The organism is Halomonas llamarensis (assembly GCF_023555005.1).
GTDB classification, from domain to species: Bacteria; Pseudomonadota; Gammaproteobacteria; order Pseudomonadales; family Halomonadaceae; genus Vreelandella; species Vreelandella llamarensis.
Map to the genome: position 1 here is coordinate 1 of NZ_JAMJPJ010000036.1, position 24214 is coordinate 24214.

A 24214-nucleotide genomic window follows, 5' to 3' on the forward strand; every position below is an offset into this window, starting at 1 on the left:
GGTACGTCTTCGAAACATTGCCCACGCTCAACGACGACGAGCTCACCACGCTGCTGCCCTGGCACTGGAAGGACACATTACCCGGCTGAGCGACGCCTGCCCAGATGTGGTTAATGGCTCGCTTACGTTTCGCGATGCCAAGCAGTTGATGAGGCGAAAAACGTGGCACACGTGCTCCATGCCGCTCCCTCTGGATTTGATTTAGGCGATATCACCAACCGGACAACTAGGCTGACAGAGGGGGGTAGGCCGGAACGAATTTGATTGCCTTGTTATATTCTTAGAGATCAGCACAACGGCCAAGCGCAACATCTAGGGGGCTACCATCAAGATCTTTTGCCATGTTCGCTAACTGCTGCGCTCGTACATCAAGCTCTGTCAGCTGATCATTACTCAATTTTTTGAGTTCCTCAGGGCAAACTTCTGAAAAATCCTCGAGTGCATCATCGTGTCGAGATCCTTGGATCATTGGGCGGCAATAATTAATAATTTGAGCCCTCTGGGAAATGTAGGCGCGACTAAGCACATCGAACGTTGCCGCATAGAGCATTACATTCTTAGGGTCGATAATTGACGAGACGACAGTGTCAGCTATACATTGCTGCTTCTTTGTCAAAGCTTCACCGGCTTCAAGCTTCTTCTGAATATTATCTGTTGTCTCCTCTTCTCCACACCCAACCAAAACTAGTAAAGAGCAAGCAACTACGAGATTTCGCATACGTCTCCTGAGTCTGAATTGAATATAACGACAACCATCAGCCGCGCAATATACGAGCGTCGGCTGAATGGCATTGTTATGCATGCTCATTTCTGGTCTTCAAGGAAAAGTAAATGAACATCATCTCTAAGCGAGCCCCTGAGCTTGTTCTTTGCTTTCCATATATGCTCTCGCTGCTCTCGCGTATACTTGCCATCCTCATCAGGCTCAACGAGAATGGCTTCTCGAAGCCGGTAATATGCGTTTAATGACCTCAAGGATAATATAAAGCTCGCATCATTGGACGCCCATTCCGAAATGGCATGATACACTTTCGTTAATTCTTCTTGTTTCAACCCGTCATTTTCTTTGATGCTACTTAATAAATTTTGGGTAATACTAAAAGCTTTAGGGTAGGCTTCGATTCTCTTCTCATATAGCCTTTCTGTAAGCTTTCTCTCCAACTCTCTTTCCTGACGCTCTTTGTCCGTTTCCGCTTTATAGCGAGTAGCCCATAATGTAACCAGTGAAACAATGAGTGAAACTGTTGCGGCTATTAATGCACTAGCTAAGTTTGAATCCATGCTCATCATCTTCTTCTTGGCGTATAACGCCGTTGTTCAGCGGCGACCTTTTTGTAGCGAAGCGGAGAAAAGGGCGTCCGGTGGAGGGCCGCCAGGCCCGGAACGAACTGGAACTATTGGTTAGATTCCTCTGACTTCTCACCTTTAACGTTCAACTTACCTTCCGCTTGCTTATCAGCCAATGGAGCGACTCTCCTGAACACCGACAATAAAATTTTAAGCTTCATCACTGGGTTGTTTTGAGTCCGTTGATCGATCAAGCTCTCATGCTCTGGCGATAGGCCAAAGACCTTTACAAGCTCCTTGGATGATTTTTTACAGAACTCAATTTGTCGATTTTTGAGGTCAAGCTCTTCCTTCGCCAAATTGATTTGGGAAAGTTTATGCTCGACTGCCCCTTTTTGAATGTTCCGATAAGTATCGTGGGCAGCATTTATTGATGAGCAAACCGCTTTGACTATTCCTGCAACAGTACTTGCTGCCAGAAGGAGGAGAGAAAGTTCAATGAATCCAGGTGATGCATACTGGATTCGCTGGACTTCAGGGCGACGTTCGCGGGGTATTTTATGAAACAACTGATTGAAAAAGTTTACAGTGCTATACCCGCCTTTCCACGGAAATTTTCCATAGATGTAGTCAATTTCTGCTCGCCGAGCAGATGACAACTCTGGCATCAGAGAATACGCGAAACCGTAAAGATGGATATAGTTTTTCGTGACATCGGATAGCTCTTCTAAGCTCCATCGCCCATCCAACTCGAGCTGTATCTTCTCTTCGACCAGTGGCATGAATCCTCCAAAAATCTAACGCTGGCCATCAGCCGCGCGAGGCACGAGCGTCGGCTGCATGGTTTGGTTGTGTGATTCCCTACGACACATTACCGACCAGTATGTCAATTGGTGTTTTATAGGCTTTGACTGAAATACCCCAGACTTCACTGGTATGCTGGCACCCGCCACAAACCAGCGCTACCAGACGCCCGGATCTGTCCATGATTGGAGCTCCGCTACATCCTTTAAAGTGATCATGGCCCGGATGCGAGAAAGGTAATTTGAAGAAATGATAATCGTCTTCAGTACGCAGGAACCTTAGCTGATCGTATACTCGAATCTCGCCGCCGAAATAAACTTGCCCGAAGTGGTTCTCCGCAGAAGGCATCACCATGCCGCAAAACCCGAACTCTTCACTATTATCTGGCTCGTCCAACAAGCTTGGTGAATGCACATTAATTGGTTTTTCCGATTTAACTGAATTATCGGAAGCCTCGATTTCTTGTCGATAGGCGATGAAGCTTGATGGCACTTCTACATAAGAAAAATCTACATCCTCAAGCGTAGGGTTTGATAACGTCGCCTTTGCAAGGAAATTCATTGCGCCTAATTGATAGTTGCATGTCCCACGCCCTGGAACGTATTTCTGCTGTATCGCCCAATTACCTTGGTCCCCTGTGGCGTGGGATACCGTCAAGAGGATGCGTCTTCCCAAATAATCTATCAAACAACCAGACGCAATGCCGGCGGGCAAGCTCTTCTCGTTTAGCCTAACAAGCTGAACGCTAGACAGCCATAACCACATTTGTAATTCACTGAAAGACATCGACTCTCCTTTTGAACACATAACGCCGCTCAGCACGCGCGGTTACGGAATGGAGGCGGAGCCGCAATGCAGTAACCGTCGCCGTGACTGGCATGGTTATGACTTGATACGTTTAGCATACTTCTTGACCACAAGATCATAGGACTCATTCAGCAAAGGTTCCAACTCTTGGATCATCGCTTTGTCGGGATTGAGAACACATACCCAAGACATCCACGCGTATACCGGGTGCGGTAAGACAGTATTTAACTCGGTGAAATCATGGCGCGTATTCACCACCCCACCAGCACCAGGCCTGGCAGGCCTTTTCCCCAGTGTTTTTTCGTAGGACGATTTACTTATGCCGAAATTGAACCGGAACACCCCTTCACGACTGAGGTTCGACCCCTTGTCATTATCCCCATCCTTGTCTTTGAGTGTTGCAAAATAAACGCCCCGAGGAAGTCGCCGGTCAGGGTTGTAGAAGAACGACTGCTCGCCCCAGGCATCGACCGTAACCAGCCCCTGGTATTGGTCAACAATGTACTCCGAAATTTCCTTTTTCTGCATGTTGCTTTCCTTAGTCATAACAGTGATTAGACTGCGCGTTCTGATATTGAATAAACGCGCTGCGCTATTCATCATTCATATCGCGCGCGCCGGAACAGCCATAATCATCTGATATTCAAGTCGATGAACAATAGTTTGGCTGTATATCCAAAATTCGCGCGTCCGCTTGTTTTGCTCTGTTCAATCATACTCTATTCATAAATTTGGCTTAGGTCACGCGTCGGGCAGGTAAAATTTTGCCGGTGTGGGGTTGAGGGCATGCGAAGTGGAGGAACGCAATATTTTACAAGTTATTGTTTTCGTTGGCTTATTTAATGCTGATCGCCCAATGAATTGGGCTCCTACGCCCTCTCACCGCGGGCTTGGTGGCACGGTGGTTGCTGATTACGCAATGAGTTGCGCTCCTGCAGGGCACCGTGCACTTCGCTGGGTGGGCGTTTTAGGCTTTGAGGACGTAACGCAGGGTTTCGACGACTTGGTCGGTGGTGGTGCACCAGGCTTGGGCGCCTGCGTCGACTTCTTTTAGCGGGTGGACGATGTCTTCGCTGTGCAGGGTGATGTAGGGCTTGGCGAGGGCGGCGCAGTAGCCTGCATCGAAGGCGGCGTTCCATTGCTTGTATTTGTCGCCGAAGCGTACGACGACCAGGTCGGCCTGTTCGATCATGGTGCGGGTGCGGATGGCGTTGACCTTGGAGGACTGGTGGTCGCGCCAGAAGCTATTTTCAGGTTTGCCGAGGTGGTCACCGGCGGCGTCCGAGGCGTCGTGGTCAGTCACCGGGGCGGTGAAGACGATATCCAGGCCTGCCGCGTCGGCGCCGCGTTGGATCTCATCGCGCCAGTCGGTGTGGATCTCGCCGGATAGATAAACGTAAAAGCTCATGGTCGCTCCTGATAACGCAATTATTTAGTCAATACGGTTATTTTATGGAAAAACATTCCATATTGATACCGGCGTCATATCGCTTGCCATCACAGGTGACAAAACCAGAGTGGAGCGGGGGTTTTGTCATCCGGTGCATGGCTTGGTTAGCTACCGATCCTCATGCAAGCGACCTTCCACATATTTATGGAGGATGCTGGCAACAAGTGTTTGGTAGGGGATCCCTTCCTCCAGGGCTTTCTTCTGGAGCCCACGAAGATCTTTAGAAGACAGCCTGATGTTGATACGAGCATCTTTCTTGAACATGGCTTCGGCATACTGCTGGTGCCGCGCTTTTCTATCCTCAACCTCTGATGCTCGCTGTAACTCTCCGGCATCGAAGACATCCAGAATTTCCTGTTCTTCTTTATCCAGCCTGCTCATTTCGGACCTCCCAAATAGGTTTTGGTCGCTTTCCGGCTCGGGATGATCGTTTTCAAAAAAACCTCATCTTCCGACTCTATAAAGGGCACCAGATAGGCATACCCTTCTATCTCAATCACGTGAATCTGTTGGCCAGGATACCGCTCCTGATTCGGATGCTCGAACGTATCCAGAATGCCCCCAACCGAGATATGCAACACCACATCCTCGAACGAGATGTTCCTTTCTCCTTGGAGACGTTTGTTCTTCTCTGGGTTCCATGAGATCGGTTTCATAAGCCCAAGCTTAGCACATTGTGTGCTTTTTGTACTCAGAAGCTCACAGCGGCTTTTTAGCCAGCAGGTAAATATCCATAATCCAGCCGTGCTGTTCGCGCAGGCTGGCGCGATGCTGGATGATCTCGTCGCTGACCTCATCTAGCCAGCCTTTGATCAGGCACTGTTTCTCCATGCCCAGGTAGGCGCCCCACCAGATGTAGGTATCGTCGGCAGGCAGCGTGGTAAAGGCCCCGCCGCTGTCGAGCATCACGGCGACGGTGGCGGCGTCGCTTGGCCAGCCGCGTTCGCGCAGGCGGCGGCCGGTGGTGATCTGGATGGGCTCGGCCAGGGCGTTCAGCGGTATGCGGTGCTCGGCGGTGAGTACCTGCAGGCTGGTGATGCCTGGCACCACCTCGACGTTTACTTGTCCCCCGGTGGTGCCCAGGCGTTCGGCGATGCGCAGGCTGCTGTCGTAGAGCGAGGGGTCGCCCCAGATCAGCATGCCGACCCGCCCACCTTCGGGCAGGTGGCGTGCCATCAGCGATGCCCACACCTCGGCGATGGCCTTGTGCCATTCATCAACGGCGCCAAGATAATCGCCCCGCTCGCCGCGCTTAGGCAAGTCGAATTCGACGATTTGGGCCTGTTCGGGCTCGCGTAGCAGGGTTTGGCACAGCAGGCGGCGCAGGTCGACCAGGTCGCTTTTGGCTTCGCCTTTGCGCGGCAGCAGGATCAGGTCGGCGTCATTGAGGGCCCGCACGGCGGCGAGCGTGACGTGGTCGGGGTTGCCCGTGCCGATGCCGATCAGCGAAAGCGTCGTCATAGGTCGCGGCCCTCATCGTCTGGAGTATTGGCAAACGGCGAGTCCGCGGACTGTGGCCGAAAACGGCGGTCGTAGCCGACGGCGTACAGTGCGCTTTCCTGGAAGTCCTGGCTCTCAAGCACCGGCCCGACCAGAATCAACGCCGTGCGCTGGAGCGTGTTGGCGGCTAGCGCCTCAATGGTGGATAGGCGCCCTCTGATGATTTTTTCATCGGGCCAGCTGGCACGCCACACAATGGCCACGGGGCAGTCATTGCCGTAGTACGGTGTAAGCGACGCCACTACGTGTTCGAGGTTATGTACCGACAGATGAATCGCCAGCGTCGCGCCGGTCTGGGCAAAGTTGGCCAGGGTTTCGTTGTCCGGCATGGCGCTGGCGCGCCCGGAGGTACGCGTCAGCACCACCGATTGCGCCACGCCCGGTAGGGTCAGCTCCTGGCCCAAACTGGCCGCAGCGGCGGCGAAGGCGGGCACGCCGGGGGTGATGGTGTAGGGAATCTCCAGCGCCCGCAGGCGGCGGGTCTGCTCCCCCACCGCCGACCATACTGATAGATCCCCCGAGTGCAGCCGTACGACATCCTGCTCAGCCGTGTGGGCGGTCTGAATTTCCTCGATGATCTCGTCCAGCGACAGCGGCGCGGTGTTGACGATACGCGCCGCTGGCGGGCAGTGCTCAAGCAGTTCTTCCGGTACCAGCGAGCCTGCGTAGAGGCACACCGGGCTCACGGCAATCAGGTCGCGGCCACGCAGCGTGATCAGGTCCGGGGCGCCTGGCCCGGCACCGATGAAATGAACGGTCATAATGATTTTCCTATGGCGATGGCCGCCGTTGCTTGCCGGTCAGCGGAAATGTGCCGTGGGCCGAGCAGCTGCGCCCCAGGCCCGGCGGCCAATAACGCCACCGCTTCGGCCACGCTGCCCGTCCCCCGCGCCTGCAGGCTTTGTGCGGAGTGGGTGACGGTGGTAACGCTTGGCAGGTCCGCATCGGCGACCAGGATGACATGGAGGCAACGCGCCTGGCCCAGGCTTTGCACCAGCGGGCGCATGGATTGCGTCGCTGCCAGGGCGTCGATTGCGCCAAAGCGCTGGGTCAGCGTATCGAGCAACGCTGCCAGCGAGGCAAGCGAAGCACTGCGGCGAAAGCCAAACCCGACCACCCTCATCGGCACTCTCTCTTCATCAGCCGGCACTCCATCAACTTGCTCTTCATCGACTTGTCTCATGCTTTATCGTGAGCAACGCCACTGCACAATCGGGTAGCTGGCTTTCCAGCCCCGGCGAGTGCCCAGCGGCGCGGCGCTTGCAAGCTCCAGGCGCAGCAGCTCGCCGCCTGCCTGTTGGTGCCAGTGGGCCAGTAGCGCTTCGGACTCAAGCGTCACCGCGTTGGCCACCAGCCGCGTGCCCGCAGGGAGCTGCTGCCAGAGCGCTTCTAACAACGCTTGCGAAAGACCGCCGCCGATAAACACCGCGTCCGGCGGCGGAGCTTTGGCAAGCGCGTCCAGCGCGCTGCCTTCGATGATCGTGAGCCAGTCAACGCCCAGTTGGCTGGCGTTGTGAGCAGCGCGAGCGGCGCGGCTGGCGTTTTGCTCAACGCCTACCGCCTGATTGTCGGGGTGCGCCAGCAGCCACTCGATGGCAATCGAGCCCGAGCCAGTGCCGATATCCCACAGCCGTTCGCCGGGCTTGGGGGCCAGCGCGGCCAGGGTCATGGCGCGAATGGCTTGTTTGGTGATCTGGCCATCGTGCTCAAAAAAGTCATCGGACAGCCCAGACGCCAGCGGCAATGCGGGCCCCTCCCCGGCAACCTCGAGCGCTACCGCTACCGGATGCGCGATGTCATTGGGAAGCGTCGCTGCTGCCGTAAAGGTGCGCACCCGCTCGTGCTCGCCACCCAGGGCTTCCAGCACCGTTAGCGTTGAATCCGCAAAGCCGAATTGGTAGACCCAGCGGGCAAGCTCCGCTACTGCGTCGCCGTCTCGTGCCAGCACCAGCAAACGCCTGCCAGGCTGCAGGTAGGGCCGAACACGGGTTAAAGGCTTGGCGTGCAGACCCAGGCAGGTGCAGTCCTGAATCGGCCAGCCCAGGCGTGAAGCCGCTAGACTGAACGTGGAGGGCGAAGGCAGCGCCTGCCATTCCTGGGGCTCAAGGTGGCCGACGATGGAGGTGCCCGCACCAAACCAGAAGGGGTCGCCGGAGGCCAGCACCACCACGCATCGGCCGCGCTCGGCGAGCAGTTGGGGGATGCCGTCGGCAAACGGCACCGGCCATTCACGCAACTTATCTTGCAGGTCGGTTTTAAGGTCAGTTTTAAGGTCGGCATTCAAGTCAGTGCTCAGGGGTTCGAGCAGGCGCAGGTGTCGGCGCGCGCCAAACACCACCTCGGCACGCGCAAGCGCCTCGCGGCTTGCCGCCGTGAGACCCTTTGTGCCACTCTCCCCCCAGCCTATTATCGTCAGCCAGGGAACCTCGTTACCGTTAATCACTATGAATATCCTGATTCTTGGCGGAACCTCAGAGGCCAGCGCCCTGGCCAGCCTGCTGGCCGAGCGTTCGATCCCGGCCATCTATAGTTATGCGGGGCGGGTCAGCACCCCAAAGCCGCAACCCTTGCCGACACGTATTGGCGGTTTTGGCGGCGTTGATGGCCTCATCGCGTATCTTCAGCAAGCGGGCATTACCCACCTAATTGACGCGACCCACCCTTTCGCCGAGCAGATGAGCCGCCACGCGCTCAACGCTGCCGCGCAGTGTAACGTCCCTCTGATGGTGTTCACCCGCCCGGCCTGGCAACCCCAGCCCGGCGATAACTGGACTCACGTTGCCAGCATCGATGAGGCAGTGAACCAGCTCGATGGCCGGCCCGAGCGCGTCATGCTGGCCATCGGGCGCCAGCACCTGGAAGCCTTTGCCGCGAAGCCGCAGCATCACTATTTACTGCGACTGGTCGATCACCCCGAGCAGCCGATACCGCTGCCCCACCAGACTATCACCGTCGAGCGCGGCCCGTTTACCACAGAGGGCGATCTGGCCTTGCTAAAAGACCACGCCGTTGATCGCCTAGTATGCAAAAACGCCGGCGGCAACGGCGCGGTGTCCAAACTCACCGCCGCCCGCGCGCTCGGCCTGCCGGTGGTGATGATCGAGCGGCCGACGCTGCCATCCCGCCGGGAGTATCACGCCCTGGATGACGTGCTGGCCTGGCTTTTTGAGTCCACCGAGCGGGGGGTATAAACCCACGGTTCGCGCTCTTTTGGGCCCTGTCTTTCAATGCGCCGCGTCTGGCTGGAGCCCACGATGACCAGGGTGCGCATATCCGCCATGTCCGGCGTCGCCTCGCCCAGGGTCGTGACGCGAATCGATTCGTCAGGGGTCGAGACGGCGCGGGCAAAAACAATCAACCGGTCCGGCCCGCAGGTTTCGAGCAGTACCTCCAGCGTACGCGCAAAGCCTTCCGGCCGCGCCCTGGAACGCGGGTTGTAGAACGCCATGGCAAAGTCGGCCTCGGCGGCCAGGCGCAGGCGCTTTTCAATCAGCGCCCAAGGCTTGAGGTTGTCGGATAGATTAATGCAGCAGAAGTCGTGCCCCAACGGCGCGCCCACGCTTGCACTGGCGGCCAGCATGGCGGAAATCCCCGGCAGCACCTGAACGTCCAGCGAGCGCCAATGGGCATCGCCCGTTTCCAAGGCTTCAAACACCGCCGAGGCCATGGCAAACACGCCAGGGTCGCCGGAGGACACCACCGCCACGCGGCGGCCGTCGGCGGCCATTGTGAGCGCCTGCTCGGCCCGTTGGATTTCTTCCCGGTTATCCGAGCCGTGGCGCACAAGCCCGGCCCTTGGCGCGACCCGTTCAACGTAGGGCACGTAGCCCACCACATCGGTGGCTTCGACGAGCACCGCCGACACCTCGGGAGTCACCAGCTGGTCGCTGCCCGGCCCCAAGCCGACGATTTTCAGCCAGCCACTCATGGACGTCTCCCATGGCCGTGAATCAGCACGATCGAGAAGTAGGGCACGCTCTCGCCTGCGTCCTTGAAGGGCCGCACCCTCTCCTGGCTCATGGCGGCGTACTCAATCAACCAGGCTTCGTCATCGCGCCCGGCTTGGGCAAGCGCCCGGCGCAGCTTGTCCAGATTGCGGCCGATTTTCATCACCACCAGGGCATCGGTCTCGGCGATGCGCGCGGCCAGGGAGGCCTCCGGCAGCGTGGCCATGACCACCGTGAGGATATCATCGCCCCAGGTGATCGGCTGGCCGGTGGCGGTCCAGGCCGCCGACATCCCGGTGATCCCCGGCACCACGGAGACCGGCACGCGGTCCAGCAACCGGGTATAAAGATGCATAAAGGAGCCGTAGAAGAACGGGTCGCCTTCGCAGAGCACCACCACATCGCGCCCTGCCTCGGCCAGCTCGATCAGTAGCGCCACGCTGCGTTGGTAAAAGTTGGCCAGCAACTCATTGTAACGCGGGTCGTCGAAGGGGATTTCCGTGGTCACCGGGTATTCCATGGCAAGCTCGCTGACCTCGGGGGCCAGCATGCCCTCGACGATGCTGCGCGCATGGCCGGTACGCCCCTTCTTGCGAAAATAGGCAACGTGAGAGGCGCCGCGGATCAGCCGATCAGCGCGCACGCTCATCAAGTCCTGGCTTCCCGGGCCAAGGCCTACCCCGTAGATGATTCCCTGGGTCATTCTGTGCGGTCCGCGATGGCATTGAGGGCGGCGACGGTCACGGCGCTGCCGCCCAGACGACCCTGCACCGTGCAGCAGGGGCTAACCTGGCTTTCCCAAAGCGCCTGCTTGGACTCGGCCGCGCCGACAAAGCCCACCGGGCAACCGATAATCGCCGCGGGCCGGGGACAGTCGGGGTCTTCGAGCATATTGAGCAGATGAAACAGCGCCGTGGGCGCGTTGCCAATCGCCACCACCGCGCCTTCCAGGTGCGGCCGCCAGAGCTCCAGCGCTGCCGCCGAGCGGGTGTTGGCCATCTCTTTGGCCAGTGCCGGGGTGCGCTCGTCATTCAGTGTGCAGATAATCGCGTTATCGGCGGGCAGGCGTTTACGCGTGATGCCTTCAGACACCATGCGGGCGTCGCTTAAAATCGGCGCGCCGGCTTCGAGCGCTTGGCGGGCGTGGCTGACCACATCGCCTGAAAACTGTATCGACGCGGCAAGCTCCACCAGGCCGGCGGCATGAATCATGCGCACGGCAATCGGCTCTTCATCGCGAGAAAACCGCCCCAGGTCTGCTTCACGGCGAATGGTGGCAAAGGACTCCCGGTAAATCGCCGGGCCGTCTGTTTCATAAATGTGGGGCACCTAAACTCTCCAAATATGCAACAACCTCAGTCTCCGTGAGGCCTGTTTTAACCGGCGTGCTATCGGCACGGCCGTTAACAATCAGATTAAACCGGCCAGCCTCGCCAACCAGGCAAACGTCAGCCGGTGAGCGGCGGGCGCAGCCCTTGGCGCAGCCGGATACATGCACGGCACCTTGGGTAACGCCACGCAGGTGCTCGGCAAGCGGCTGGGTGGCAACACTGGCCTGCTCGCAATAGGGCGCGCCGGGGCAGGCATCAATCCGCAGGCGGGCGTCCTGTTCGTCGCTGATCAACCCGTCAATGGCCGCGGCGCTGGCTCCCGCGACCCAGATACGCCGCCAGGGCGTCACCTGCAGGGCGGTAACCTCGGCAGGCGTCACCGCGTCGCGCAGTACCTTGGCGGGCACCCGCCCAAACGGCAGGCCATACACCGCGCCGTGGGCGTACTTGCCCAGGGGCAGTTGGCTGCCCGTTGCGGCGGGTTCTGCGTTGGCAGGGGCCCAGTCAGGCAGCGGAACATGATGGCGCCGCATGCGTTTGCTGTCCCACCCGCCGCTTTCAACAAACCAATGCGTTAGGCGTATGAGTTGCGCCACGGCCGCGTCAATCGAGGGCACCGCGATGCCTGATGCATGGCCATCGGCACGCACCAGCAGGCCGCGCGAATCGGCGCGCTCGATACGAAAATCCGCCGAGGCATCGCCGAGTACCGGCGCTTTGCCTGCATCAATGGCGATCCCGACTTTGGCGGGCACCACCGGCAACTCGTGCCAGCGGTCGTTAAGCGCGCTGGCGATTTTATGGGTATCGTCCCCCGCTTGCCAGCCGAGGGCCAATAGAATTTGCGGGCGACGCTCCGCCTCCGGGTCAGCGTCAACCAACTCGTGGGCGATCAGCGTGTCCATCAGGGCTGGCCAGCTCGCCTCGGTGACGCCGCGCAACTGCAGATTGGCGCGGCTGGTCAGTTCGATCAAGCCGCTACCGTAATTCTCCGCCGCGTCACACAGCGCCAGCACCTGGCCACGCGTTAACTGGCCCAGTCTTGGGCGCACGCGCACCAGCCAGCCATCGCCGGTTGCCATCGGCTGCCAGGCACCGGGGCACCAGCCCTTGATGCGAGGTTCAGCCGACATCCGCCGCGACCTCTTTCGCCTCGTCCATTTCCAGCAGCAGGTCTTTCAGCGCGTCGCCCTGCTCGCCGGGCGCCTGCCACATGCCGCGCTGGGCGGCTTCGAGCAGGCGTTCGGCCATTTCTTCCAGCGCCGAGGGGTTATGCTCGCGCAGGAACTGCTGATTGGCGTCATCCAGTATCAGCGCCTCGGTGACCTGGGCGTACTGGTAGTCGGCGACCAGGTCGGTGGTGGCGTCGTAGGCGAATAAATAGTCGATGGTGGCCGCCATCTCGAAGCCGCCTTTATAACCGTGCTCACGCATGGCGTTGATCCACTTGGGGTTGAGTACCCGCGAGCGAATCACCTTCGCAAGCTCTTCTTTCAGTGTGCGAATCTTGGGCGCTGCCGGGTTGGCATGGTCGGCGTGATAGATGGTCGGCGTTTGCCCGCTCAGCGAGCGGCTGGCGTTGGCCATGCCGCCCTGGAAGGCGTAGTAGCTGTTGGAATCGAGGATATCGTGCTCGCGATTATCCTGATTCTGCATCACCGCTTCCAGGCCTTTAAGCTGCTGCTCGAAAGCATCCGGGGCGGCCGTGCCCGACTCGGCAAACTGCCCGTAGGCGTAGGCGCCGTTGTCCAGGTAGGCCTGCGCCAGGTCATCGGCATTTTCCCAGGCGCCGTTGTCGATCAGCCTATTCAGGCCAGTGCCGTACTCGCCCGGTTTGCTGCCAAAGATCCGATAGCCCGCCTGCTGGGCGGCCATCTCGGGGCTCAGCCCCTGCTTTTCCAAGACCTGCTGGCGGGCCATTACCGCATCGCGGATGGTATTGCTGTTGCCCGGTTCGGCGTAGCTGGCAACCGCCTGCACAGCGGCGTCAAACAGCCGGATCACGTTGGGAAACGCATCGCGGAAGAAGCCGGAGACCCGCAGCGTGACGTCCACCCGCGGGCGGTTGAGCAGCATCGAGGGAATCACCTCGATGTCGATCACCCGCTGCGAGCCCAGCGACCAGATGGGGCGCACGCCCATCAGCGCAAAGGCCTGGGCAATGTCATCGCCGCCGGTGCGCATAGTGGCGGTGCCCCAGATGGATAAGCCCAGGCGGCGGGGGTAGTCGCCGTTATCCTGCAGGTAGCGCTCGACAAACGCCTGGGCGGATTTTTCGCCCAGCGTCCAGGCAGCGGGCGATGGAATCGAGCGGTTGTCCACGCTGAAGAAGTTGCGCCCGGTGGGTAGCGTATCCAGCCGACCCCGGCTGGGAGCGCCACTCGGCCCCGGCGGCACAAACAGGCCGTCAAGGCCTTCCAACAGCGAGCTGATTTCCAGCTGGGCGCTCTGCTGAAGCGCCACCCACAGCTGATCCCTTGCGTAGCGCAGCTGCTCGGCGGTCGCGGGATAGCGGGCAGCCAACACCTCCAGGCAACCGGGCGCGACCACGTATTCTTCGACCAGCTGGTGGGCCAGCGCTTCCAGGCGCTCGCGGGTGTCGTTGCCGCTGCGCCAGGCGGCGCTATCCAGCTCGCGCAGCACATCTGGCCGCGGCCCTGTCCAGGGCTCGGCGTCGGCCATCAGCGGGTCAAAATTCGCATGCTCGTCATCGTGCAGGGCCAAATCATCGGCCAGGTTATGCAGCTGGCCGCGCTGGGCAATGCTCTCGCCCCTTGGCAGGCGCAGCAGCGCCACCAGGGTGCCGACTACTTTATCCTGGGGCGGTAGCGTGCCGAGGACGTGCAGGCCGTGACGAATCTGCGATTCCTTGATGTCGCATAAGAAGGTATCCAGCTCGTTCAGGATCAGCGCTTCGTCCTGGCTGTCGATGGCCTTGGTAAGCTCCTGGTCGATGCCGGTCTCGCGCAGGTGCTCAAGAATCTGCTCGCGGATTAATGCTTCGCGCCGGGGGTCCATATCCAGCGCCTGGTAGTACTCGTCGGTAAGCGCTTCCAGTTTGGCCATATCGCCATACAGCTCGGCGCGGGCCAGCGGCGGCATCAGGTGGTCGATAATCACCGCCTGGCTGCGCCGCTTGGCCTGGGCGCCCTCGCCCGGGTCGTTGACGATAAACGGGTAGAAGTGCGGCACCGGCCCCAGCGCAATATCCGGCCAGCACTCGGCGCTCAGGGCGCTGCTTTTGCCCGGCAGCCATTCAAGGTTGCCGTGCTTGCCGACGTGAATCACCGCTTCCACCTGGTAGTGCTCGCGCAGCCAGAAGTAAAACGCCAGGTAGCTGTGCGGCGGCGCCAGCTGCATATCGTGGTAGGACTGGGTCAGGTCGTCGATAAAGTCGCGCTCGGGTTGGATGCCGACGAAGGTATCGCCCAGCCGGATACCCGAGATCATCAGCCGCCCCTGACGGCATTTGGGGTCATCAGCGGGTGCGCCCCAACGCGTCCATACCGTTTCCTGGAGTTCGGCGGGCAGCGTGTAAAACCATGCCAGGTACTCTTCAACGCCGATGCTTTGCCAGCACATGCGCTGGTCGATGACGTTGCGGTCGTTGGTCACCGCCCCCTGCAGCAGGCGGATCAGGTCATCGCCACTCGCCGGCAGGTCGCTCACCGGGTAACCTGCTTTTTGCAGCGCGGTCAATATCTGCAGCGTCGAGGCGGGCGTATCCAGCCCCACGCCGTTGCCAATCCGGCCGTCGCGGTTGGGGTAATTCGCCAGCACCAGCGCCAGCCGTTTGGCGTGATTGGGGGTGGTGCGCAGGTGGCAAAACCGGCGCGCCAGCTTGGCGACAAACTCAGCACGCTCGGGATGCAGGGCGTGGTGGGTCACCGACAGCTGGCTGCGGGCGTTGTAAAGCGCTTCCGCCTTGAAGCCCACCGCCCGGGTAATCACCCGGCCATCCATCTCCGGGAGCACGACTTGCATCGCCACATCCCGGCTTCTCAGCCCGGCGGCGGAGGCCTGCCAGTCCTCGACAGTGCTGCTGGATAGAATCGCCTGGAGAATGACCGGCTGGCCGACGAAAACGCTCTCGGGGATCGCGCCGCCCAGCGGGTAGGTGTCGTCGGAATTGCGGTTAATCGAGAAGCTGGTGGTGTTGACCACCAGCATGGCGTCGGTCTGCTCGATCAGGTGATTGACAAACGCAATGCAGTCGGCCTCTTTCAGGGAGGCAACGGCGATGGCAAGTGGCTCAAGCCCCTGCGCTTTAAGCGCCTCGATCATGCCGTCGACAACCAGGGTATTGGCGCCCTGCAAGTGACTGCGGTAGAACAGCAGCAAACACACCGGCCTGTCCGGCTGCTGGTTGGCCCGCCACTCGCTCAGGCTCATCACCTGGCGCCCGGATGGGCTCGAGGGGTCGCTGGGCGCGTAGATCACCGCCGAAGGCACCACCTTGGGTTCCTTCCAGGCGGTGGGCATTTCAAGGCATTCGCTACCCACAAAGCGCAGCAGCTGTTCGGCGTTATCCACGCCGCCCTCGCGCAGGTAGCGCCACACCCGGTGGGCGCTTTCATAGTCGACGCTAGAGGCTTCCAGCAGCGCATCGTCCGGCGCGTCGCAGCCCGGCACCAGGATCAACTGGCGGCCCGGCTTGGCGTTCAACCAGGCCAGCAGCCGTTCGTAGCCGTACTGCCAGTAGGCCTGACCGCCCAGCATCGACACGACGACAAGCTGCGCCTTTTCCAGCACCCGATCCTCGTAAAGGTCGTAGGCGGCGGGCTTGACCAGGTTCATCCAGTTGGCCAGACGTACCGACGGATAGCGCTCGCCCAGGCGATCGATCGCCTGGGCCAGAGCCGACAGGTTGCTATCGGCAGCCGATAGGATCACGACATCCGCAGGGCTCTGTTGAAGATCGACAATGCCTTCGTCATCAACAAAGCCGCCGGGTTTGGCAGCAAAAAGGTGCATTAGGCGGCTGTTGTTACCTCTGCTTCGGCAAGCGCTTCACGCAGCGCGTCGCTGTCCAGCGCTTTGCCAATGATGACCAGCTGGGTTTGACGCGTCTCGCCTTCCGCCCAGAGGCGGTCGAAGTAGCCATCCAGCCGTTCGCCCACGGCCTGGATCACCCGGCGCATCGGCTTGCCGGGAATCGCCGCAAAACCCTTGGCGCGGAAGATTTCCTGGGTTTTGACAATGTGCTGTAGCTTGGCCGCCAGCAGGTCGCCGTCGACTTCGCCCAGGCTGATCACGCAGGAGTCAAAGTTATCGTGGGCGTGGTCGTGATGAGCGCCTTCGGCGTGGTGCTTATCGTGGTGATTGGTGATCAGGTCGATGTTTGCTTCGCTGGCTGCCCCGATGCCCATCAAGGCTTCCAGTTGCACGGTGTTGGTGGCCAGGGTTTGATCGACAAACAGGTACTTCACGGAGTCAGGCACCCGCGCTTGGATCAACGCCTCGACCCGCGCCTTGTCGTCCGGGCTAAGCAGGTCCGTCTTGCTGACCAGCACCAGGTCGGCCGCGCTTAGCTGGTCATCCAACAGCTCTTGCAGGCTGGGGTCGTGATCCAGGCTTTCGTCGGCCTGGCGCTGGGCCTCTACCTTGGCCACATCGCTGGCGTAACGGCCGGCGGCCACGGCGGGGCCGTCGATCACGGTAATGATGGCATCAACGGTGCAGTGCTGGCGCACTTCCGGCCAGTTGAAGGCCTGCACCAGCGGCTTGGGCAGCGCCAGGCCGCTGGTTTCGATCAGAATATGGTCGATATCGTCGCGGCGGGCGACCAGCTTTTTCATCACCGGTAGAAATTCCTCTTCTACCGTGCAGCAGATACAGCCGTTGGCCAGTTCGAAAATACCGCTGTCGTCGCCTTCCACCGCCTGACCGTCTTCGCAGTCGAGGGCACAGCCACGCAGCAGGCTTGAGTCGATGTCCTGCTCGCCGAATTCATTGACGATCACGGCAATCCGCTTTCCGGTCACCTGGCGCAAAATGCTCGCCAGCAGAGTGGTTTTACCGCTGCCCAAAAAGCCGGTGACCACGGTGGCGGGTATCTTATTTAACTGCATGGGTCTGGTCCTCAGAATCGATAGGTTGACGCGCTGGCGACGCTTTGCCGCTAAACAGCAACGCGATCGCGGCGGGGTTGTTGGCAAAAAACAGGTGCAAGTAGGTGGCGGTCAACCCACGCTCACGAAAGATGGCTTCTCCCGGCGCGGGGTGGCGCTGACGGCGGCCGTGGGCAATGGGCTCGGGCGTTCCCACGGCCATCGAGCGATGATGGGCATGGCCGCGCACCGGGCCTTCGAGCAGCTCGGCGGTTTGCATTCCCTGGCAGCCCCGCCGCCCGCGCATTGCGCCCTGCCCTGGCAGCAGGCCCAGCATGGTGTGGGTGGTTTCGTCGTAGTCGGTCAGGGTTTCCAGGCAGTAAAGCAGCCCGCCGCACTCGGCAAGAATCGGCTTGTCGTCGGCAAACAACTGCCTGATCGCCGCGTGCATGGTCGTGTTGGCCGCCAGCTTGTCAGCGTGAATTTCCGGGTAGCCACCGGGCAGCCACAGTGCATCGCAGCTTGGCAGGGCGCTATCGTCTAGCGGCGAGAAAAAATTTATCTTCGCGCCCATCTGCTCGAGCAGGTCCAGGTTGGCCTGGTAAATAAAGCTGAACGCGGCGTCTTTGGCCACGCCGATGGTAATCCCGGCAAGCGACGGCAACGCCGCTGTGGCGATCTCTGGTGCGGCGTAAAACGTCACCGGCGGCAGGGCGAGCAGCGTTTGCGGCAGGTTTTCCGCCTCGATAACGCTTGCGCCCTTTTCAAAGCGCGCTTCCAGGTCATCACGAATCTCGTCGGCCTGCACCAGGCCTAAATGGCGCTCGGGCAGCGAAAGCGCTGGGTTGCGCGCGATGGCAGCGAGCAGCGGGATATCTCTCGGCAGGGTTGTCTCGATCAGCTCGCGGTGGCGCTCGGAGCCGCAGCTGTTGGCGATGAGCCCGACAATGCGGATATCGTCGCGAAAGCCCGCCAGCCCCGCCAGGAGTGCGCCCGCGGTCTGCGCCATGCCTTTGACGTCCATCACTACCACCATGGGCAAGCCAAACCGCGCAGCCAGGTCGGCACTGGAAGGTTCGCCGTCAAACAGGCCCATGGCGCCTTCAACTAATATCATATCCGCCGTTTGAGCGGCTTCATAAAAGCGCTGGCGGCAGTAGGCGTCGCCCGCCATCCACAAATCAAGCTGGTCGACCGGCTGGCCAGAGGCCTGGGCCAGCACCTGGGGGTCCAGGTAGTCGGGGCCGGTTTTAAACACGCGCACCACCTTATCCTGGTTGCGCAGCGCCCTAGCCAGCGCGGCGGTAAAGGTGGTTTTGCCCTGCCCTGAAGAAGGCGCGGCAATAAATAGCGCAGGGCATGCAGTGGTTGTGCTCATCAGGGCTGTGCTCATCAGTATTCGATCCCCGCCTGGGCTTTAACACCGCCACGAAAGGCGTGACGCTCGTCTTGCACCGTGCTGATGGTATCGGCGATTTCCTGAAGCGGCGTCGCCATGGTGCGCCCGGTGATGATCACGTTTTGATGCGCCGGGCGTTGGTTGAGCGCTTCGACCACCGGCAGCGGGTCGAGGTAGCCGTACTTGAACATGTAGCTCATTTCATCGAGGACGATGAGGTGGTAATCCGGGTTTTCGAGCAATCCCTTGGCCACTGCCCACGCCGACTGGGCGGCTTCAATGTCACGCTCGCGATCCTGGGTTTCCCAGGTAAACCCCTGGCCCATGATGTGCCAGTCAAGGTTGGGCTGATCGCGGAAAAACAGGTATTCGCCGGTTTCGCGCCGACCCTTGATAAACTGGATGACCGCGCAGCGCTGCCCGTGACCCAGCGCACGCGCCATGGTGCCCAAGGCGGAGCTGCTTTTGCCCTTGCCGTTGCCTTTCAGCAGGATCAACACCCCGCGCTCTTCCGTGGCACGGCTGATGCGCTCGTCGACCACGTCTTTCTTGCGCTGCATGCGGTTGGTATGGCGATCGTCACTCATGGGGTTTCCCGTCCAGAAAAAGGTGTCCAGTATCTTGCCCCCAGCTGCTGGGCGATGCGCGCCCCCTGGCCGCGTTTGATTCTGGACGACTCGGTATCCATCAAGATACAGTCGCCCAGCGGGCCAAGGTCGGCGACGGATTCACGGGTACGCCCGTCGGTAATCAGGTAGGTACGAATATGCAGCCCGGGCTCGCGGCGTTGCCACTGATGGATCAGGCGCCTGGCTTCGATAACCGCCTCGCGCAGCGGCGTACCGCCGCCACCCGTCGCCGCCTCCAGCGCGTCTTGCACGCGCTTGGGCGCACGGCGCCGCGACAGAAGCGGCACCACACCCCCGTTGCCGAACCCTACCACGGCTACCTGCTCGCGTGCCGCGTAGGCCTTATTCACCAGCGCTTCCACAAGCCCCTTCGCCTGACCCAGCAAGCGCTGCCCCAGGGTAGAGCCGGAGGTGTCCAGCAGCACCAGGTGCGCCGTCGTCTGACCCGCGCGGGATTTGCGCATTTTTATCTCTCGCCAGGGCCACTGGCCGCAATTGGCGATCAGGGTGCCGAAGCCATCCAAACGAGAGGTCTCCACCTGGGAGCGCCCCTTGCCTGCTATACGCCCTTTTCCAACCGAGGCCGGGGTTGCCGCTGTCTTGTCCCGAGTATCAGCGCCTGGGGTTTTCACCAGATTGGGGGCAAGTTGAGAAATCGTCTGCTGAGCCTGGGGCGGCATGGCGCCCCACTGGCCCTGCTCGCCGCTCTGGTCGGATGTCCCCGCCGACTCGTTAGACGCCGACGACGAACCACCGTCTCCACCCGACGGTGTTTCACCCTGTGGCGGCGGCGATGACGGCGGATTCTGCTCGGGAGGCTGGGTGCGCCGATGGTCCAGCACCCACGGCTCGATGATCTCGATATCCTGCTGCGCTACCTCGCTTGCGCCGCGCCAGGCGGCGTGAGCGCGCGCGGCACGATGCCAGGTCACGTCGGCTCGCAGGCCTTCCACCCCGGCGGCTTCACAGCGCGAGGCGATGGTGTGATACACCCAAGACGGGGTAATGACATCAACCAGTTGGCGCTGGGCCTGTTGAATGCGCTCGGTCAGCGCCGCCTGGGCATCCTCGAAATCATCCTTGGCGTGCGCAGGGTCACGGTCAAAGGCTTCGCGCTGTTGGACGATGGCGATTCGCTCTTCCACGCTGATGCTCGCGGGCTGATCGATACACAGCCCAAAACGGTCCAGCAACTGCGGGCGTAGCTCGCCTTCGTCCGGATTCATGGTGCCAATCAGGCTAAAGCGTGCCGGGTGGGAATGGCTGATACCGTCGCGTTCGACGATGTTGGTCCCACTGGCCGCCACATCCAGCAGCAGATCGACCAGCGTGTCGGGTAGCAGATTGACTTCATCCACATACAGCACGCCGCCGTGGGCCTTGGCCAGCAAGCCGGGGTGGAAAGTGGTTTCACGCTCGGCAAGCACCCGCTGCAAATCCAGGCTTCCCGTCAGACGGTCCTCGCTAGCGCCTAGCGGCAAGGTGACAAACGGCGGTTTTTGCCCCTGGCTATCCGGCGGCAGAATAGCCGCCAATGCCCGCGCCAGGGTCGATTTGGCGCTCCCCCGGGGGCCGCTGATCAGCACGCCGCCAATCTGGGGGTTAATCACGTTGAGCAGCAGCGCTGTTTTCAACGACGCCTGGCCAATAACGGCCGCAAAGGGAAACTGTGTCACCGCGATCTCCAACCGGCGGATTGCTATTTTACTGGCTATTCGTTATGCCCAAGGTACAACAGTCAAAGAGGGTTGTAACGGGCATATTATCACACACTAACTTGAACAAAATTCATAATAATAACCAATAATATTAGCATGTAATTCATAAAAAAATTATTTAAAATAACCAAATGTTTTGAATAATTAGCTGTTTTTTGCCTGTCTGATGAGCGCGTTATTTTGGCATAAAAAGAACGTAAATCATGACGGGTTAAACAAAAAGTATTGGCTGCAGGACCCATTCAGCACTTTCATTCGCCACTGACACTGCAGTGGCAAACTTTATATCACTGGAATACCGACTCATGACGCTTACTCATCGCCTTTTCGCGCTTATCTCGCTACTGCCTGCTGGTTACTCAATGGCTGACGCAACCGACTACCCACTAAGCCTGACCAATTGCGGCGTAGACATCACTTTTACGGCCCCGCCTGAAAGTACGGTGACGGTCGGTCAGTCAGCCACGGAAATCCTCTATTCATTGGGGCTCGCTGATCGAGTGAAGGGTACGTCGGTCTGGTTCACTCCAGTCCTGCCACAATTTGCCGACGTTAACGCGGGCATCGAACGAATCGCCGACAACGACCCCAGCTTTGAGGCTGTGGTTAATAAACGCCCTGACTTGGTGACGGTTCAGTACGAGTGGCACGTGGGCCCCACCGGCATCGTGGCCAGCCGCGACCAGTTTCATGAGCTGGGTATCAATACCTACGTGATGCCCGCCGACTGCGACACCAAGGATAATACGACCGGCGGTGATGGCACGCGCGTCGCCGCTTTCTCGACGGACTCCATCTACAAAGGCATAACCGAGCTAGCCGAGATTTACGATGTTCAAGACGCAGGTGAGGCGCTGGTGGCCGACCTTAACACCCGCGAAGAGCGCGCGATCGACCAGGCGAGTCACCTTGATTTGCCGGAAGACTTGTCGGCGGCATTCTGGTTTTCATCGACAGACCTCGGGGTTAGCCCTTTCGTTGCGGGGCAACTGGGCGCGCCGGGCTACATGATGGATAAACTGGGCATTCGCAACGTGGTTGAGTCGGATGAAGAGTGGCCCACCGTGGGCTGGGAAACGGTCGCCAAAGCGGACCCCGATGTGCTCGTCATCGCCACCATGGACCGCCGCCGGTTTCCTGCCGACGATGTAAAAGCCAAACGCGAGTTTCTACACAGCGACCCGGTCACCCGGGAAATGTCAGCGGTCAAGAACGACCGAATTGTGGAGATGGATGCCCACGCCATGAGCGCCACCATGCGCACTATTTACGGCCTTGAGTCCCTGGCCGAGGCGCTATCAGCTATGTCATTTAAATAATGTGTCATTCAACTGATATGGCGTTTAACGAATGAGAATCGCGCTAACGTGGCCATTGACGGTAAGCTTCGGGTTGCGCTGGCTATGGATAACGCCAGCGGTGCTTGTGGCCGCACTGATTGCGGGCACCGCCATCGGCGAAACATCAATTCCGATTGTGACGATTCTCAAAGTGCTCGCTAATCACCTGCTCGGCGCGGATTACACAGTCAACAGAATCGACGCGGGGATTATCTGGAACTACCGGCTTAGCCGCGCCGTTGTGGCCGCCTGTTGCGGTACCAGCTTGGCGCTGGCGGGGGTCGTGCTACAGGCACTGCTGCGTAACCCTTTGGCCGACCCTTACTTAATGGGCATTTCCGCGGGGGCTTCTACGGGCGCGGTAACGGTGGCGGTCGCCGGGGTAGGCGCGGGGGCGCTTTCGCTCTCATTGGGTGCCTTTATTGGCGCCCTTCTCTCCTTTGGCATCGTGGTGATGCTCGCCCATGCCGCCAACAGCGGCGTCGGTGGCGGGCGCGGCGTTCAGGCCGCGGGGGCAATTATTCTGGCTGGGATTGCAGGCTCACAGCTGTTCAATGCGCTGACCGCGTTTATCATTACCAAATCGGCGAGCGCTGAGCAGGCGCGGGGTATTATGTTTTGGCTGATGGGCAACCTTTCTGGGGTACGCTGGGCCGATGCGACCTTAGCGGTGCCTGCTGCGCTATTCGGGCTAGTGGTTTGCCTGTGGCACCGACGCTCCCTGGATGCGTTTACCTTCGGTGCCGACAGCGCCGCGTCCATGGGCATTGCGGTACGCCCGGTGCGCGGGATGCTGATTATCGCCATGGCGCTGGTCACGGCGGTGATGGTTTCCATCGTGGGGGCGATTGGTTTTGTTGGCCTGGTAATTCCCCACGCAATGCGTTTTATCGTGGGAAGCCGTCACACCCGGCTGGTGCCAGCGTCTGCATTGGCTGGCGCTGTGTTCTTAATTGGCTCAGATATTCTTTCCCGAGTGCTGGTGTCTGGCCAGGTACTTCCCATCGGGGTGATCACCTCGCTGATTGGCGCGCCCGCTTTTGCGCTGATTCTGGTTCGCGGCAAGAGGTCTTAAATGCGCTTAACGGCTGAACAGCTCGACTGGGCAGTGCATGGCACGCCACTGCTCATTGACGTCAATCTCACCGTCGAACCCGGCCAGACCTTTGGCTTAGTGGGGCCGAATGGCTCGGGTAAAACCTCTCTGCTTCGCCTGTTGGCGGGGTTGAACAAACCCAAAGCAGGACGAGTACTGATTAACAGCCAGCCCCTGCACAGCCTCAAGCAACGGGCGATCGCCCAGTCAATCGCCCTGGTGGAACAGCAGGCCGATACCACCGACAGAGTTACCGTGCGCCAGGTGGTAGCACTGGGTCGTACGCCTTTTCTATCCGCCCTGCGCCCATGGTCCGAGGAGGACGAAGCCATTGTCACCCGGGCGTTGCACGATGTGGATATGCACCGCATGGCCGACCGCCTTTGGCATACCCTCTCAGGCGGCGAGCGCCAGCGCGTGCATATTGGGCGCGCCCTCGCGCAGCAACCCAAGATTCTGCTGCTGGATGAACCTACCAACCATCTGGATATTCGCCACCAGCTATCGATTCTTGAATTAGTCAGGCAACTGCCCATCACGGTGATTATCTCGCTACACGATCTTAACCACGCCATGGAATGCGACCGCATCGGTGTCATGGATAGGGGCCGCCTGATCGACAGCGGCTTACCCCACGACATACTCACGCCCAACAGGCTACAACAGACCTTTGGGGTATATGCCCATGTGATCGATGATCCTGTCGATGGAAAGCAGGTCATGCGTTTTCGCAATGCTGTTTAGAAACGTTGGCAAAGGGCAAATGACATGAGGCAAATGACATAAGGTAAAAGCCACGAAAAAGGCGGCGATACCACAGGATATAGTGAGGCGTTTTTTTGGTTAAGATATTGGG

Annotated in this window: 26 protein-coding genes; 5 read left to right on the top strand and 21 right to left on the bottom strand. The window is 59.8% G+C overall.

Features of this window, described 5'->3' with window-relative positions; all coding sequences use genetic code 11:
• A partial coding sequence (locus M8006_RS15415; protein ID WP_250083724.1) for a hypothetical protein occupies positions 1–205 on the top strand: 205 nt, incomplete at its 5' end.
• 75 nt (positions 206–280) lie between these two features.
• Here M8006_RS15415 and M8006_RS15420 read toward each other — a convergent pair.
• From M8006_RS15420 to cbiE, 12 genes are all read right to left on the bottom strand, one after another.
• The gene (locus M8006_RS15420; protein WP_250083726.1) at positions 281–718 is read right to left on the bottom strand and encodes a hypothetical protein; all 438 of its coding nucleotides are present in this window, start codon (positions 716–718) and stop codon (positions 281–283) included.
• 86 nt (positions 719–804) lie between these two features.
• A complete protein-coding gene (locus M8006_RS15425; RefSeq protein WP_250083728.1) occupies positions 805–1281 on the bottom strand; it encodes a hypothetical protein in 477 nt (158 codons plus the stop codon).
• A 113-nt stretch (positions 1282–1394) separates the two neighbouring features.
• On the bottom strand, positions 1395–2069 hold the full coding sequence (locus M8006_RS15430; RefSeq protein WP_250083730.1) for a hypothetical protein: 675 nt from the start codon (positions 2067–2069) through the stop codon (positions 1395–1397).
• 79 nt (positions 2070–2148) lie between these two features.
• On the bottom strand, positions 2149–2877 hold the full coding sequence (locus M8006_RS15435) for a hypothetical protein (protein WP_250083732.1): 729 nt from the start codon (positions 2875–2877) through the stop codon (positions 2149–2151).
• A gap of 96 nt (positions 2878–2973) precedes the next feature.
• Positions 2974–3426, bottom strand: coding sequence for a DUF6194 family protein (locus M8006_RS15440; RefSeq protein WP_250083733.1), 453 nt, complete (start codon positions 3424–3426; stop codon positions 2974–2976).
• A gap of 439 nt (positions 3427–3865) precedes the next feature.
• Positions 3866–4306 carry a YtoQ family protein gene (locus M8006_RS15445; RefSeq protein WP_092829192.1) on the bottom strand — a complete coding sequence of 147 codons (441 nt, stop codon included), beginning with the start codon at positions 4304–4306 and terminating at the stop codon, positions 3866–3868.
• 150 nt (positions 4307–4456) lie between these two features.
• On the bottom strand, positions 4457–4729 hold the full coding sequence (locus M8006_RS15450; protein ID WP_250083736.1) for an antitoxin: 273 nt from the start codon (positions 4727–4729) through the stop codon (positions 4457–4459).
• Positions 4726–5004 (bottom strand): BrnT family toxin, encoded by a 279-nt coding sequence (locus tag M8006_RS15455; RefSeq protein WP_250083737.1) that lies wholly within the window; start codon positions 5002–5004, stop codon positions 4726–4728. Before M8006_RS15455 ends, M8006_RS15450 begins: the two co-directional genes overlap by 4 nt.
• Positions 5005–5047: 43 nt before the next feature.
• Positions 5048–5809, bottom strand: coding sequence for a precorrin-6A synthase (deacetylating) (cobF, locus tag M8006_RS15460; RefSeq protein WP_250083740.1), 762 nt, complete (start codon positions 5807–5809; stop codon positions 5048–5050).
• A complete protein-coding gene (gene cobM / locus M8006_RS15465; protein WP_250083741.1) occupies positions 5806–6609 on the bottom strand; it encodes a precorrin-4 C(11)-methyltransferase in 804 nt (267 codons plus the stop codon). The genes cobF and cobM overlap by 4 nt, the downstream gene beginning before the upstream one ends.
• Positions 6606–7031 (bottom strand): cobalamin biosynthesis protein, encoded by a 426-nt coding sequence (locus tag M8006_RS15470; protein ID WP_250083744.1) that lies wholly within the window; start codon positions 7029–7031, stop codon positions 6606–6608. Before M8006_RS15470 ends, cobM begins: the two co-directional genes overlap by 4 nt.
• A gap of 3 nt (positions 7032–7034) precedes the next feature.
• A complete protein-coding gene (cbiE, locus tag M8006_RS15475) occupies positions 7035–8291 on the bottom strand; it encodes a precorrin-6y C5,15-methyltransferase (decarboxylating) subunit CbiE (RefSeq protein ID WP_430886840.1) in 1257 nt (418 codons plus the stop codon).
• A gap of 1 nt (position 8292) precedes the next feature.
• On the opposite strand from cbiE, the gene M8006_RS15480 reads away from it, so the two are divergent.
• Entirely contained in the window at positions 8293–9039 is a 747-nt protein-coding gene (locus tag M8006_RS15480; RefSeq protein ID WP_250083746.1) for a cobalt-precorrin-6A reductase, read from the top strand.
• Here the strand turns inward: M8006_RS15480 and cobJ are convergent.
• Genes cobJ through M8006_RS15525 form a run of 9 tightly spaced genes read right to left on the bottom strand, consistent with a single transcriptional unit; the run spans position 8982 to position 20880 of the window.
• Positions 8982–9776: a precorrin-3B C(17)-methyltransferase gene (gene cobJ / locus M8006_RS15485; protein ID WP_250083750.1), complete on the bottom strand. Its 795-nt coding sequence runs from the start codon at positions 9774–9776 to the stop codon at positions 8982–8984. The two genes, M8006_RS15480 and cobJ, sit on opposite strands and share 58 nt — an antisense overlap.
• Entirely contained in the window at positions 9773–10498 is a 726-nt protein-coding gene (gene cobI / locus M8006_RS15490) for a precorrin-2 C(20)-methyltransferase (protein WP_250083751.1), read from the bottom strand. Before cobI ends, cobJ begins: the two co-directional genes overlap by 4 nt.
• On the bottom strand, positions 10495–11124 hold the full coding sequence (locus M8006_RS15495; protein ID WP_250083753.1) for a precorrin-8X methylmutase: 630 nt from the start codon (positions 11122–11124) through the stop codon (positions 10495–10497). Before M8006_RS15495 ends, cobI begins: the two co-directional genes overlap by 4 nt.
• A complete protein-coding gene (locus M8006_RS15500; protein WP_250083755.1) occupies positions 11108–12259 on the bottom strand; it encodes a cobalamin biosynthesis protein CobG in 1152 nt (383 codons plus the stop codon). Before M8006_RS15500 ends, M8006_RS15495 begins: the two co-directional genes overlap by 17 nt.
• Positions 12249–16100, bottom strand: coding sequence for a cobaltochelatase subunit CobN (cobN, locus tag M8006_RS15505; protein WP_250083757.1), 3852 nt, complete (start codon positions 16098–16100; stop codon positions 12249–12251). The genes M8006_RS15500 and cobN overlap by 11 nt, the downstream gene beginning before the upstream one ends.
• The gene (gene cobW / locus M8006_RS15510) at positions 16100–17197 is read right to left on the bottom strand and encodes a cobalamin biosynthesis protein CobW (protein ID WP_250083759.1); all 1098 of its coding nucleotides are present in this window, start codon (positions 17195–17197) and stop codon (positions 16100–16102) included. The genes cobN and cobW overlap by 1 nt, the downstream gene beginning before the upstream one ends.
• Entirely contained in the window at positions 17184–18554 is a 1371-nt protein-coding gene (locus M8006_RS15515; protein WP_250083760.1) for a cobyrinic acid a,c-diamide synthase CobB, read from the bottom strand. Before M8006_RS15515 ends, cobW begins: the two co-directional genes overlap by 14 nt.
• A 14-nt stretch (positions 18555–18568) precedes the next feature.
• Positions 18569–19162 (bottom strand): cob(I)yrinic acid a,c-diamide adenosyltransferase, encoded by a 594-nt coding sequence (gene cobO / locus M8006_RS15520; protein ID WP_250083762.1) that lies wholly within the window; start codon positions 19160–19162, stop codon positions 18569–18571.
• Positions 19159–20880 (bottom strand): ATP-binding protein, encoded by a 1722-nt coding sequence (locus M8006_RS15525; protein WP_250083764.1) that lies wholly within the window; start codon positions 20878–20880, stop codon positions 19159–19161. Before M8006_RS15525 ends, cobO begins: the two co-directional genes overlap by 4 nt.
• Before the next feature lie 404 nt (positions 20881–21284).
• Here M8006_RS15525 and M8006_RS15530 point away from each other — a divergent pair, with 404 nt between their 5' ends.
• The 3 genes from M8006_RS15530 to M8006_RS15540 are packed head-to-tail and all read left to right on the top strand — an operon-like array spanning position 21285 to position 24102.
• Entirely contained in the window at positions 21285–22241 is a 957-nt protein-coding gene (locus M8006_RS15530; protein ID WP_250083785.1) for an ABC transporter substrate-binding protein, read from the top strand.
• A 31-nt stretch (positions 22242–22272) separates the two neighbouring features.
• Positions 22273–23337: a FecCD family ABC transporter permease gene (locus M8006_RS15535; protein ID WP_250083766.1), complete on the top strand. Its 1065-nt coding sequence runs from the start codon at positions 22273–22275 to the stop codon at positions 23335–23337.
• Positions 23338–24102, top strand: a complete 765-nt coding sequence (locus tag M8006_RS15540; protein WP_250083768.1) for an ABC transporter ATP-binding protein — start codon at positions 23338–23340, stop codon at positions 24100–24102.
• The last annotated feature ends 112 nt before the right edge of the window (positions 24103–24214 follow it).

Bases quoted from the DNA above. Each gene is read 5' to 3' on its own strand.
- cobI (WP_250083751.1), bottom strand. From the start codon at position 10,498: ATGACCCAGGGAATCATCTACGGGGTAGGCCTTGGCCCGGGAAGCCAG.
- M8006_RS15535 (WP_250083766.1), top strand. From the start codon at position 22,273: ATGAGAATCGCGCTAACGTGGCCATTGACGGTAAGCTTCGGGTTGCGC.
- M8006_RS15430 (WP_250083730.1), bottom strand. From the start codon at position 2,069: ATGCCACTGGTCGAAGAGAAGATACAGCTCGAGTTGGATGGGCGATGG.
- M8006_RS15530 (WP_250083785.1), top strand. From the start codon at position 21,285: ATGGCTGACGCAACCGACTACCCACTAAGCCTGACCAATTGCGGCGTA.
- M8006_RS15500 (WP_250083755.1), bottom strand. From the start codon at position 12,259: ATGTCGGCTGAACCTCGCATCAAGGGCTGGTGCCCCGGTGCCTGGCAG.
- cobN (WP_250083757.1), bottom strand. From the start codon at position 16,100: ATGCACCTTTTTGCTGCCAAACCCGGCGGCTTTGTTGATGACGAAGGC.
- M8006_RS15425 (WP_250083728.1), bottom strand. From the start codon at position 1,281: ATGGATTCAAACTTAGCTAGTGCATTAATAGCCGCAACAGTTTCACTC.
- cobW (WP_250083759.1), bottom strand. From the start codon at position 17,197: ATGCAGTTAAATAAGATACCCGCCACCGTGGTCACCGGCTTTTTGGGC.
- M8006_RS15440 (WP_250083733.1), bottom strand. From the start codon at position 3,426: ATGCAGAAAAAGGAAATTTCGGAGTACATTGTTGACCAATACCAGGGG.
- M8006_RS15435 (WP_250083732.1), bottom strand. From the start codon at position 2,877: ATGTCTTTCAGTGAATTACAAATGTGGTTATGGCTGTCTAGCGTTCAG.
- cobJ (WP_250083750.1), bottom strand. From the start codon at position 9,776: ATGAGTGGCTGGCTGAAAATCGTCGGCTTGGGGCCGGGCAGCGACCAG.
- cobO (WP_250083762.1), bottom strand. From the start codon at position 19,162: ATGAGTGACGATCGCCATACCAACCGCATGCAGCGCAAGAAAGACGTG.
- M8006_RS15515 (WP_250083760.1), bottom strand. From the start codon at position 18,554: ATGAGCACAACCACTGCATGCCCTGCGCTATTTATTGCCGCGCCTTCT.
- M8006_RS15445 (WP_092829192.1), bottom strand. From the start codon at position 4,306: ATGAGCTTTTACGTTTATCTATCCGGCGAGATCCACACCGACTGGCGC.
- M8006_RS15540 (WP_250083768.1), top strand. From the start codon at position 23,338: ATGCGCTTAACGGCTGAACAGCTCGACTGGGCAGTGCATGGCACGCCA.
- M8006_RS15450 (WP_250083736.1), bottom strand. From the start codon at position 4,729: ATGAGCAGGCTGGATAAAGAAGAACAGGAAATTCTGGATGTCTTCGAT.
- M8006_RS15470 (WP_250083744.1), bottom strand. From the start codon at position 7,031: ATGAGACAAGTCGATGAAGAGCAAGTTGATGGAGTGCCGGCTGATGAA.
- cobM (WP_250083741.1), bottom strand. From the start codon at position 6,609: ATGACCGTTCATTTCATCGGTGCCGGGCCAGGCGCCCCGGACCTGATC.
- M8006_RS15455 (WP_250083737.1), bottom strand. From the start codon at position 5,004: ATGAAACCGATCTCATGGAACCCAGAGAAGAACAAACGTCTCCAAGGA.
- cobF (WP_250083740.1), bottom strand. From the start codon at position 5,809: ATGACGACGCTTTCGCTGATCGGCATCGGCACGGGCAACCCCGACCAC.
- M8006_RS15420 (WP_250083726.1), bottom strand. From the start codon at position 718: ATGCGAAATCTCGTAGTTGCTTGCTCTTTACTAGTTTTGGTTGGGTGT.
- M8006_RS15480 (WP_250083746.1), top strand. From the start codon at position 8,293: ATGAATATCCTGATTCTTGGCGGAACCTCAGAGGCCAGCGCCCTGGCC.